Here is an 11,466-nt window from a genome sequence, read left to right on the forward strand (position 1 = left end):
ATCAGCACACAGAAAGTTGCGCAAAAGTACTACTTCTGTCTAAATTGTGAAATGTTAAGAGAATCCTAATCTGTAATTTATAACAATTCTAAATAATTAACGTTAACAATGTATTAACTGACAAGTCATTACTTTTGTAAAAAGATTCAAAAAAAAATGAAGAAACATAACTTATATATTGCTTTTCTATTCATCGTTTTTAGCGGTGTTTTTAACACTAACGCACAGGGAGAACACACTGATAATAAGGATATTATTTCTTTAATAGAAAAAAAAAGAGCATATAATAAAAATAATGGTACTGGGTATAGAATTCAACTATACAACGGTCAAGAAAGACAAGCAAGAAGTTTACGCAACAGGTTTCAAATTGAATACCCAGGAATTTATACTAAGTTAACTTATAAAGCTCCTGAATGGAAAATACAGGTGGGTAACTACAAAACACGATTACATGCTGATAGAGCTTTGAATAAAATTCGTGAAAAATTCTCAGGTGCAATTGTGGTACCCATGTAACTAATTTTTACAGCATAAAAAAAGAGTAATTGTACAATTACTCTTTTTCTTTTACACTATATAATTTTAATAGGCTCTTTTATCACTTCCTTCATAGAAATTAATAAACGCTTGATTTACAACTCTATGACCTCCATCAGTAGGGTAATCTCCTGTAAAATACCAATCTCCTAAATTTTCAGGACATGCTTTATGCAAACCACTAACTGGTTGAAATATTACTTCTACTTCTGCTTTAATTTCAGCAGTTTTTAGCATTTGAGCAATTTTTGCAGAGACTTCTTCATCAGTAAATGGCGCATAAATTTCCTTTACATAATTTACTACATCTTTATCTTCGCTATTCTCTTGTTGCTTACACTTTTGATACACTTCATCAACAATGTGATATTGACCTGTCTCTTCCAATAGCTCTAAAGCTGCCTTAAACGCAATAAAGTCGTTTATCTTAGCCATATCTATTCCATAACAATCTGGATAGCGTATTTGAGGTGCCGAAGAAACTACTACTATTTTCTTTGGATTTAATCGGTCTAAAATCTTAATAATACTTTTCTTTAAAGTAGTTCCTCTTACAATACTATCATCAATAATCACCAAGTTATCCGTTGGCTTTACTACTCCGTAAGTTACATCATAAACATGCGCTACTAAATCGTCACGACTACTATCATCTGTAATAAACGTACGTAACTTTGCATCTTTGATTGCTATTTTTTCAAAACGTGGTCTTTTTGAAAGAATTTCAATTACTCTTTCTTTTGAAAGTTTTCCTTCACCAGCTAAAATAGCTTCAGTTTTTTGTTGGTTTAATACATCTTCAGCTGCCTCTATCATTCCAAAAAATGAGGTTTCAGCGGTATTTGGTATATAGGAGAATACCGAATTTTCAATGTCGTTATCAATCGATTTTAAAACTTCAGGAAACACGTATTTTCCTAAGTTCTTACGTTCTTCATAAATTGAAGCATCACTTCCTCTTGAAAAATAAATACGCTCAAACGAACATGCTTTTTTAGGTCTTTTCTCTAAAACAGGTGCCATTGTGGTTTGACCATCTTTCTTAATAATCAACGCATGACCTCTATCTATCTCTTTAATAGTATCCATTGGAACATTAAACACCGTCTGAATTACTGGTCGTTCTGAAGCTACTACAACTACTTCATCATCTTCATAAAAGAATGCCGGACGAATTGCAGAAGGATCTCTCAAAACAAATGCATCTCCATGACCTAATAACCCAGCCATAGCATAACCTCCGTCCCAGTTTTTAGCTGACCGTTGTAAAATACGTTGAAGATCTAAATGTTCTTCTATAAAAGGTGATGCATCTTTTTTACTATAGCCTGCTTCTTTTGCTTCTAAGTATAAATCAGAAACTTCTGATTCTAGAAAATGGCCTATTTTTTCCATCACAGTTACTGTATCAGTAAACTCTTTTGGGTGTTGTCCTAAATCAATCAAATCATTTAATAATTGTTTGGAATTAGTCATGTTAAAATTTCCTGCAACAATTAAACTTTGATGTTTCCAATTACTTTGACGTAAGAAGGGGTGTACACTTTCTATAGAATTTTTACCAAATGTACCATAACGAACGTGCCCTAAGAACAAGTTTCCAATATACGGTACTTTTTCTTCTTGCCATTTCACATCATCAACCTTGTCTGGGTTTTCTTCAAAAACACCATTAATTCTATGATTAATTTTCCCGAAAATATCTTGGATAGGTTGTGATTGATTGGAACGTATTCTACTAATATATCTTGTTCCAGGTGCTACATTAAATTTTATACTTGCTAATCCAGCACCGTCTTGCCCTCTATTGTGCTGTTTCTCCATTAACAGGTACATTTTGTTTACACCATAAAATGCGGTACCATATTTATCTTTATAGTATTGTAATGGTTTCTTTAAACGAACCATTGCAATTCCGCATTCGTGTTTAATAGCGTCACTCATTTAATTTCAAGTATTTAGTTGTGTTGTAGTTTTGTGTACTGTATAAAAAAATCCGCAGCAAAAAGCGCGGATTTATATCTTATGATAGTGCTATATCAAATTGTGTTAATTCTTTAAACGCTTGTAAGCGTGCCTGTACTTCTTCGCTAGTTAGCTCTTCCATACGCTGTGTTCCAAACTTTTCAACACAGAAGGACGCTAAGTTAGATCCATAAATAATTGCATTCTTCATGTTTTCGAATGAAATATCTTCGGTTTTAGCTAAATATCCACAGAAGCCCCCTGCAAAAGTATCTCCTGCTCCTGTTGGATCAAACACCTCTGCTAATGGTAAAGCTGGTGCAAAAAACATATTTCCTTCATTAAATAATAAAGCCCCATGTTCTCCTTTTTTAATTACTACATATTTAGGTCCCATTTCATGAATCTTCTTTGCTGCATTTACCAAAGAATACTCTCCACTTAACTGACGTGCTTCTTCGTCATTAATCGTAATAACATCTATACGTTTTAATACTTCATGTAAATCGTTTAGTGCTATATCCATCCAAAAGTTCATAGTATCTAACACTACTAACTTAGGTCTTTCATTCATTTGATCTAAAACTGATGCTTGTGTTAATGGATGTAAGTTTCCTAACATTACAATCGGTGCATCTTTAAATGATTCTGGAACTACTGGTTGAAAATGTTCTAATACATTTAATTCCGTTACTAAAGTATCACGAGAATTCATATCGTTATGATATTTTCCACTCCAAAAGAATGTCTTTCCTTCTTTTACGATCTCTACTCCATTCGTATTGATTCCTTTTTCGTTCATCATATCTAAATATGATTGTGGAAAATCTCCTCCTACTACAGAAACCACTCCTATTTTTACTCCAAATTGTGAAGCTGCTAATCCAACAAAAGTTCCTGATCCTCCTAAAATTTTATCAGTTTTTCCAAATGGTGTTTCTATAGCGTCAAATGCTACGGTTCCTACTGCTAATAATTTACTCATAACTCTACTTAATATCCTTTACCTAAAGAAATGTATTTATTTCATTAAGTCTCTTAAATCACTAAGACTTAAAATTTTACTAATTCTACTCATTAAGGCTTAAACTCTCATGTTAACTGCCTTTTTTGTCGTAATTTTGTGTCTTTAATTAAAAACGGTCTTTTTGACTCTGCAAAAATAGTTTTAAAAAATGACTATCAAAGAAATACAAGAAGAAATTATTGACGAGTTTTCAATGTTTGAAGACTGGATGGAACGTTATGAGTACATCATTGAACTAGGAAAATCACTACCGCTAATAAATGAAACATACAAATTAGATGAAAATCTAATTAAAGGTTGCCAATCGAAAGTATGGTTACATTCTGAGTTAAACGGTGATACTATAAATTTTACTGCCGATAGCGATGCTATTTTAACCAAAGGTATTGTGGCTTTATTATTAAGAGTGTTCTCTAACCAAACACCAAAAACAATTTTAGATGCTGATACTGACTTTATTGATAAAATTGGGCTAAAAGAACATTTAAGCCCTACTCGTGCTAACGGATTAGTATCTATGGTAAAGCAAATAAAAATGTATGCGATTGCACAACAAAGTAAGTTAGCCAATTCAAAGAAGTAAAAATTATGACTGAAGATAAATTAGAAGAATTAGGAGATAAAATTGTTCGTGTATTAAAAACAATTTTCGACCCTGAAATACCTGTTGATATATATGAACTAGGGTTAATTTATGATGTTTTTATATCAGAAGAGAATGATGCCAAAATATTAATGACATTAACTTCTCCAAATTGTCCTGTTGCTGAAACATTACCTGTTGAAGTAGAAGAAAAAGTAAAAACTTTAAAAGAAATTAATAACTGTGAAGTTGAAATTACTTTTGATCCTACTTGGACACAAGACATGATGAGCGAAGAAGCAAAATTAGAATTAGGAATGCTATAAAGCAGTTGATAAAACTATTAAAAAAACAAAGTATACAACTTTAAATTTTTCAACTAAAACATGGCAAACGAAATTATAAATAGAGTTGCAAATAGTAAGCTTACAACGGTAGATCTTGAAGATTTTTACCCTGAAGGTAGGCGTATAGTGTTTGATATTAAGGATTGGTTGTTTGAAGAATTAATTCTTCGTGAAAAAGATTTTAGAGAGTTTGTCAAAAATCACGATTGGTCTCAATACCAAGATAGTTATGTTTCTTTAACATGTTCAACTGATGCTATTATTCCTTCTTGGGCTTACCTTTTATTAACTACAGAACTTATTCCCTTTGCCAAAAAAGTTATTGTTGGTGATTTAATAGTATTAGAAACTGTAATATATCAAGAGATAATTCAACAGTTAGATGTCTCTGATTACAAAGACAAACCTGTAATAATTAAGGGATGTGCTAATAAGCCAATACCACCTTCTGCATACACTTTTTTAATTGAAAAAATTAAACCTGTAGCTAAAACCATTATGTTTGGCGAGGCTTGTTCAACTGTACCACTTTATAAGAGAAAAGATAATTAGATTCCTAGAATTCCTCAACTTTTATTACCAATGAAAAAGCTGTTTTTAATCTTGTTTTCATGCTGTACTTTTTCTATAGTTTCTCAAGAAATCCCAAAAGACAGTATATCTACTCTAGGTTTAGTAAACTCTCCTTTAAATACTAGTTTTGCATCTTATATATTTAACAAACGAGTATTTGCAGAGCCTTTAGTTAAAAAAAACCCACCAAAAAAATGGACTGTTACGGGAAAATATACTTTCCTTTTTAACCAATCATCATTTTCTAATTGGTCTGCAGGTGGAAATAATACTGTTGCAGGAAATATGACACTTGGTTACGACTTTAACTACAAAAAGAAAAGGTGGAACTGGGACAACAAAATACTTTCTGCTTATGGACTAAGCTATGTTGATGGTCAGGGTGTAAGAAAAACAGATGATCGCTTTGAGTTTAACTCCCTATTAGGTTTAAAGACATCCAAATTGTGGTTTCTTTCTTTTTTTAGCAACTTTAAAACTCAGTATTCAAAGGGTTATGATTATAAACAAGAACCAAAAGTAGCAGTTTCTAATTTCTTCTCCCCTGCCTATTGGAGTTTTGGCCCTGGTATGTTATGGAAACGAAATGATGATGCAAGAATAAACATAGCTCCTGCAACAGCCCGTTATACATTTGTATCTGATGAGTTTTCTGGAAAGTATGGTGTAAACGAAGGTAAAAACACAAACTTTAGTTTAGGTTTTAACTTTTCTGCTTACTTAAAAAAAGAAGTTATGGAAGATATAACTATGGAAAGCATTGTTGCTGTATACTCAGACTATTTAAACAAACCACAAAACATTGATATTGATTATCAATTAAACTTTTTTGTTAAAATTAACAAGAATTTATCTACTAACCTAGGGTTACATGCTATACTAGATGATGATGCTTCTAGTAGAATACAATTTAAAGAAGTGTTTGGTTTAGGATTAAATTATATTTTTCATAAAACGTGACTTTTACACAATAATATTGTCTAAATCCAAGGTAAATTATACATTTGCGCCCTCAAAAAAAATCAATTTAAAATTATTATAATGAAAAAATTATTAGCAGTTATTCTTTTGTTTGGAGCATTAACAGTTAATGCACAAAAAGAAAAAAAAGACGAACCTAAAGAAGGGTGGAAAAGAAGTGGTAATATTTCTTTCTTATTCAACCAATCAGCTTTTAATAACTGGTTAGCTGGTGGAACAAACAATATTTCTGGTACTATCGGTTTAAATTATGATTTTAACTACACCAAAGGTGATTGGACGTGGGATAATAAATTAATTGCTTCTTATGGTTTAACTAAATTAAGAGGACAAGAATTACAAAAAACAGATGACCGCCTAGAGTTAAGCTCATTAGCTGGTAAAAAAGCACAAGATTATTGGTATTACTCAATATTTTTTAATTTTAAAACTCAAATGTCGTCAACATATGTTGGTGGAGAACAAACTTCTCATTTCTTTTCTCCTGCATACTTTCTATTTGGACCAGGGATGTTGTGGAAAAAAGATGATAATTTAAAAGTTAATATTGCTCCTATAACCTCTAAATTGATATATGTACATAAACATTTAACTGATTTTGGCTCAGCTTTTGGGGTTCAACAAGGTGAAACTATACGTTATGAATTAGGTGCTGCTGTTAATGCTTATTATAAATTAGAAGTAATGAAAAATGTATCTGTAGAAAACATCTTAAACCTTTATAGTAACTATTTAGAAGACTTCCAAAATGTAGATATTGATTATACTGTTAATGTGGTTATGAAGGTTAACGAATATTTATCTGCCAATCTTTCTATACAAGCAATCTATGATGATAATGCCTTTAAAGGATTTCAAACAAGAGAAGTATTTGGTTTAGGTGTAAACTACGGTTTCTAAAAAAATATACAATTTTACATCAAAACCTCAAGGGTGTACTCTTGAGGTTTTCTTTTTTACGTATTTTAGCTTAAAATTTCAACAAATGACATTATTAATTGTTTACGCCACCTTATCTATCTTTTTTTCATTTCTATGTTCTATACTAGAAGCTGTTTTACTAAGTGTAACCCCAACCTTTGTTAATGTTAAAAAGAAGGAAGGAAAAGCTTATGCTAACGATCTTGAAACACTAAAAAAAGATGTTGACAAACCTCTGATTGCTATTTTAACAGTAAATACGATTGCACATACCGTGGGTGCTATACTCGTTGGAGCACAAGCAAAAAAAATATTTAGTGATGAAGGAAATGGTGTTTTTATCGTTTCTGCAATAATGACAATTTTAATTTTAGTTGCTTCTGAAATTATTCCAAAAACTATTGGTGCTACCTACTGGAAATCTTTAGCTGGTTTTACAACTAAGGCCTTAAATGTATTAATTTTTATATGTAAATACACTGGTATTATTTGGACTCTTCAGTTGTTCACAAAACTATTTGGTAAAGGAGCTCATGGTGAAAGTGTTTTAAGTAGAGAAGATTTCTCTGCCATGACTGATATTGCTGAGCAAGAAGGTGTTTTTCATGAGAGTGAAAGTAAAGTAATTAGAAACATGCTAAACTTTAAAGAAGTTCAAGCAAAACATATTATGACTCCACGTATTGTTCTTACTATCGCTGATGAAAACCAAAGTATTGAGTCTTTCTTTAATGAAAACAGACCTTTACGTTTCTCTAGAATACCTGTGTATGCAGAAAATCCAGATAATATCTCTGGATATGTTTTAAAAGACCAATTACTCCTTTCTTTAGTTGATAATAAAGGACAAGAACCTTTAAAAACAATTAAGCGTGAAATTATTATAGCTAGTAGAGAGTTATCAATTCCAAATTTATTTGAAAAACTTATCGAGCAAAGAGAACACTTAGCTTTAGTTGTAGATGAATATGGGGCTGTAAGCGGTTTGGTAACTCAAGAAGATGTTATAGAAACTCTTTTAGGTTATGAAATCATGGATGAAAGTGACAACGTTGCTAACTTACAAAGCTTAGCTAGAAAAAGCTGGGAACAACGTGCTAAACGATTAGGAATTATTGAAGACAACGAATAAACAACCATATATAATAAACTTTACACACTTAGTGAGATACTACCCTCAACCATTTTATATACATTCTTAAATTCAAATTCATTCGTTCAATTCTGTTGGTAAAAATTGAAAATGTTTGCGAATTTCTTTTGGAATTATACTCGGGTATGTGTTTAATCTATCTGTATAAATTCTTTTTGGATGGAGTAGATGTAATTTATTAATAACTGACTTCATGTTTTCTGTATTTCTACTGCCAATTATAAAGCCAATATCATGTTTAGTCTTTTGTTCAATAGCATTGATTAACCAATTCTGTTTTTTATCATTAGCTATTTTTATAAACATTTCATCAACTTCAAACTTACATCCAATCTTGTAGAAATATGGAATTTTACCTGTTTATTAATTTTTAGTGTTCTCTGTAAAATGGTATTTTTAGAAATATTTAATATTCTGAAAATACCTCGAACTTCACAACCTTCTTTCAACATACCTTTTCTGATTTATAAGCGTGATAACTATATGTTGATTGAAAATACTTTTTACATTCTTTACAGTAAAATAGTTATTTGTATTACGTATACCTTTTTTGATGTACCTATTAGAATTACAATTTTTATATTTCATAGCACTTATTTTTAAGCACCAATTTAATACACGTAGAAAAAATAAACCTAGATTTTAAAAACTGTAACAAAAAATTTACTATTTCAATGAACATAATATACCGCCCTTTCAAGCGGTATATATTTTATAATTAACTGATATTTAACACTTTTTTATCAGTAAAAATCAAAAGCTCCATTTTGACCCATTACCAAGGTTAGCGTCCTGTCTCAGCAGGAGTGACCGTAATAGCAATCAACAGGCTTTTCTATTTTTTTTCTTTCAATAATTTCTCTACTAAAATCTCCAACCTTTCAATTTTCTTTTCTTGCTCCTCTAGTTTAGTATTTTGTTTTTCTAAAACCTTTATTTTCTTTTCTTGCTGAATTGTGTACAGTGTTAGCTCTTCTATTTTCTGTAATAATTTAGCATCCATCGCTCCCAAGAAAAATCCATTTTTCTTAACTTCCTTAGCACTTGGAATGTCTTTTAAGTGTCCTTTCTCTTTAATGTGATTTTCTACTTCTGTTAACGTTGGTAATTGGTAATCATCATAAAATACGAAATCAGACCAAGTTCCTGCTTCAACTTTAATTTCTCTTGCTCCTATTGATCCTTCAACTGCCAACTTATGATTTCCTGTTGTAGTTGTACCAATTCCAACTTTTCCACTACCAGACTCAATGAACATTTTTTGACTCCAAATAGAACGTGCATCATTTACTTCATAAAATTTTAAATTCCCTCCATTAACTTGGATATGCCAGTTTTTATCGATTACATCCGATTCATCAAAAAGAAAACCAGGGTTTACAGACAACGATCTTATTTCATTTCGAGAAGTAATAATTCCATTCACATCCAATTTAGCACTCGGGTTAGTAGTTCCAATCCCTACTTTTCCTTGATTGTTAATAAAGAATCTAGACTCAACATTTATCTGTTCCCCTACTGTCGTTTGTAATTTTGTTGGAGAACTAACAAATTCAAATGTTCCTGAAGCAACTCTTATTGCACTTCGGAAACCATTCCAATTATCAAAAGTTGAAACTAACTGTCCTACTCCTTGATTAGGCATACCTGCAGCGCCATACCCCATAATTAATGCACCTGAACTGTAATTCGAACTCAATGTACCTATATAATTATTATCATTATATTTTTGAGCGATTATAATACCTCCATCAGTAGCTTTTTTTTCCCCTACTTGAATAATTCCATTAACATCTAGTTTGGTTTGAGGGGTTGTTGTTCCTATTCCTACTTTATCACCCGTATCAGTTATTGCTTGGGCTTGTACCTTTATTCCCAAACTCATTCCCATCATAGCCATCACGGCAATTTTATGTACTGTTTTCATATTCTTATTTTTATTTATTTAAATAGCTTAGTTTTTATCTTCCAATAATTTCTTTACTAATTTTTCTAATTCTTGAATTTTAGAATTTTGTTTTTTTAATGCTTCAATTTCTTTTTGCTGCTCTTCTATTTTAGAATTTTGAGTTTTTAAGTTTTTCTCTTGCTCTATTGTATATAAGGTTAACTCCTCTATTTTCTGTAATAATTTAGCATCCATTGCTCCCAAGAAAAATCCATTTTTCTCTACTTCCTTAGCACTTGGAATGTCTTTTAAGTGTCCTTTCTCTTTAATGTGATTTTCTACTTCGGTTAAAGTTGGTAATTGGTAATCTTCATAAAATACGAAATCAGACCAACCGCTAGCTTCCACTTTTATTTCCCTTGCTCCTATTGAACCTTCAACGGCTAGTTTATGATTGCCTGTTGTCTTAGTTCCTACTCCTAAATTTCCATCAAAATATGATATTTGTCCATTTCCACGAAGTATTGTAGCTCCGCCTAGGTTAAGATACCCATAATTTCCATCCGCTACAAACATAGAAATTTTAGTACTCTTACCACTAGTACCTATCATTAAACCTTTGTTTGTTTTTCTAGATAGAATTTCTAAAGGGGTACTTGGACTACTTTTACCAATACCTACATTACCATCAGTGTAGAATAAGTTATTAGCATACCTTTGCCATTGATAAGAAGAACCAAAAATATTTGGTCTCACATCCCCCTCCTCTGTTACTAATTCCTCAACAAATGCTCTTACACCATAATTAGATGTATGGTTTGTCTTTACTTTTATTATATTGTCTTCTATAACTAAGATTGGGTGATTTGAAAAATTTCCGTTTGAATTAACCGCTCTGATATTCCAAAGAGAATTATTTGACCATACTAAATATTCTGCACCAGTATCAGTTCCTGTCCCTCTTGTAACAAGTTGTACTTTATATACATTATTTAAGTTTAACGTATTACCATCCTTATCTGTCAATTCAGCGGACGTTGTACTATTTACTGTAAAATTTTTGACATAATTTTTAAAGCTACCTTGTGAGAAAAGACTTACATTAAACATAAGCATAGCTATAGCTAAGACAGCAATTTTAATTGTTGTTTTCATATATTTATTTTTATTTGTTTTGTTCTTAAGAAGATGTAACCTTTTAAAATTCATAGCAATATAGATTTACGGTTAAAGAATATTCATCAATTTTTTGCCAAAAGTACATAAAATATTAAAAATCAATAGTACTTTTAAAAGTTACTTCATCATACCATAGCTGTATATTGAAATTAAGGATGGCGTGCACATGGGGTACAACAAATTTCCGATTTTAAGAATAATACCGTCACTGCGAAGCAAGCACTTTTGCTGTGGCATTCTCCTCTTATAGACAGATTACTTTGTCCGCTACAAAAGGCCAAAGTCTTTTTGAAGTATTGATAACGACTG

The 11,466-nt window shown here is 31.2% G+C and carries 11 protein-coding genes and 1 pseudogene; 7 read left to right on the forward strand and 5 right to left on the reverse strand.

Features of this window, described 5'->3' with window-relative positions; genetic code table 11:
- Nucleotides 1-156: 156 nt before the first annotated feature.
- On the forward strand, nt 157-519 hold the full coding sequence (locus tag ACKTSW_RS11035; RefSeq protein WP_408025319.1) for an SPOR domain-containing protein: 363 nt from the start codon (nt 157-159) through the stop codon (nt 517-519).
- A 66-nt stretch (nt 520-585) separates the two neighbouring features.
- Here the strand turns inward: ACKTSW_RS11035 and ACKTSW_RS11040 are convergent, their stop codons facing one another.
- Nucleotides 586-2,484 carry an amidophosphoribosyltransferase gene (locus ACKTSW_RS11040; RefSeq protein WP_408025320.1) on the reverse strand — a complete coding sequence of 633 codons (1,899 nt, stop codon included), beginning with the start codon at nt 2,482-2,484 and terminating at the stop codon, nt 586-588.
- Between the two features lie 79 nt (nt 2,485-2,563).
- Nucleotides 2,564-3,490 (reverse strand): PfkB family carbohydrate kinase, encoded by a 927-nt coding sequence (locus tag ACKTSW_RS11045; protein ID WP_408025321.1) that lies wholly within the window; start codon nt 3,488-3,490, stop codon nt 2,564-2,566.
- Nucleotides 3,491-3,680: 190 nt separating this feature from the next.
- On the opposite strand from ACKTSW_RS11045, the gene ACKTSW_RS11050 reads away from it, so the two are divergent.
- The 6 genes from ACKTSW_RS11050 (at nt 3,681) to ACKTSW_RS11075 (ending at nt 8,069) form a co-directional block, all read left to right on the forward strand.
- A complete protein-coding gene (locus ACKTSW_RS11050; RefSeq protein WP_408025322.1) occupies nt 3,681-4,115 on the forward strand; it encodes a SufE family protein in 435 nt (144 codons plus the stop codon).
- A 5-nt stretch (nt 4,116-4,120) separates the two neighbouring features.
- Entirely contained in the window at nt 4,121-4,441 is a 321-nt protein-coding gene (locus ACKTSW_RS11055) for a DUF59 domain-containing protein (protein ID WP_115899355.1), read from the forward strand.
- 60 nt (nt 4,442-4,501) lie between these two features.
- Complete coding sequence (locus tag ACKTSW_RS11060; protein WP_408025323.1) at nt 4,502-5,014, forward strand: DUF2480 family protein; 513 nt, start codon at nt 4,502-4,504, stop codon at nt 5,012-5,014.
- A 30-nt stretch (nt 5,015-5,044) separates the two neighbouring features.
- Nucleotides 5,045-5,995 carry a DUF3078 domain-containing protein gene (locus tag ACKTSW_RS11065; RefSeq protein ID WP_408025324.1) on the forward strand — a complete coding sequence of 317 codons (951 nt, stop codon included), beginning with the start codon at nt 5,045-5,047 and terminating at the stop codon, nt 5,993-5,995.
- Between the two features lie 81 nt (nt 5,996-6,076).
- On the forward strand, nt 6,077-6,916 hold the full coding sequence (locus ACKTSW_RS11070; protein ID WP_408025325.1) for a DUF3078 domain-containing protein: 840 nt from the start codon (nt 6,077-6,079) through the stop codon (nt 6,914-6,916).
- 85 nt (nt 6,917-7,001) lie between these two features.
- The gene (locus tag ACKTSW_RS11075; protein ID WP_408025326.1) at nt 7,002-8,069 is read left to right on the forward strand and encodes a CNNM domain-containing protein; all 1,068 of its coding nucleotides are present in this window, start codon (nt 7,002-7,004) and stop codon (nt 8,067-8,069) included.
- 46 nt (nt 8,070-8,115) lie between these two features.
- Here the strand turns inward: ACKTSW_RS11075 and ACKTSW_RS14340 are convergent.
- The 3 genes and pseudogenes from ACKTSW_RS14340 to ACKTSW_RS11090 form a co-directional block, all read right to left on the reverse strand.
- Nucleotides 8,116-8,678, reverse strand: a pseudogene (locus tag ACKTSW_RS14340) (IS1 family transposase); the annotation flags it as partial.
- Between the two features lie 247 nt (nt 8,679-8,925).
- On the reverse strand, nt 8,926-10,017 hold the full coding sequence (locus ACKTSW_RS11085; protein WP_408025327.1) for a hypothetical protein: 1,092 nt from the start codon (nt 10,015-10,017) through the stop codon (nt 8,926-8,928).
- 27 nt (nt 10,018-10,044) lie between these two features.
- Nucleotides 10,045-11,133: a hypothetical protein gene (locus ACKTSW_RS11090; protein ID WP_408025328.1), complete on the reverse strand. Its 1,089-nt coding sequence runs from the start codon at nt 11,131-11,133 to the stop codon at nt 10,045-10,047.
- Nucleotides 11,134-11,466: the final 333 nt, after the last annotated feature.

The organism is Tenacibaculum sediminilitoris (assembly GCF_964513795.1).
GTDB lineage: Bacteria > Bacteroidota > Bacteroidia > Flavobacteriales > Flavobacteriaceae > Polaribacter > Polaribacter sediminilitoris.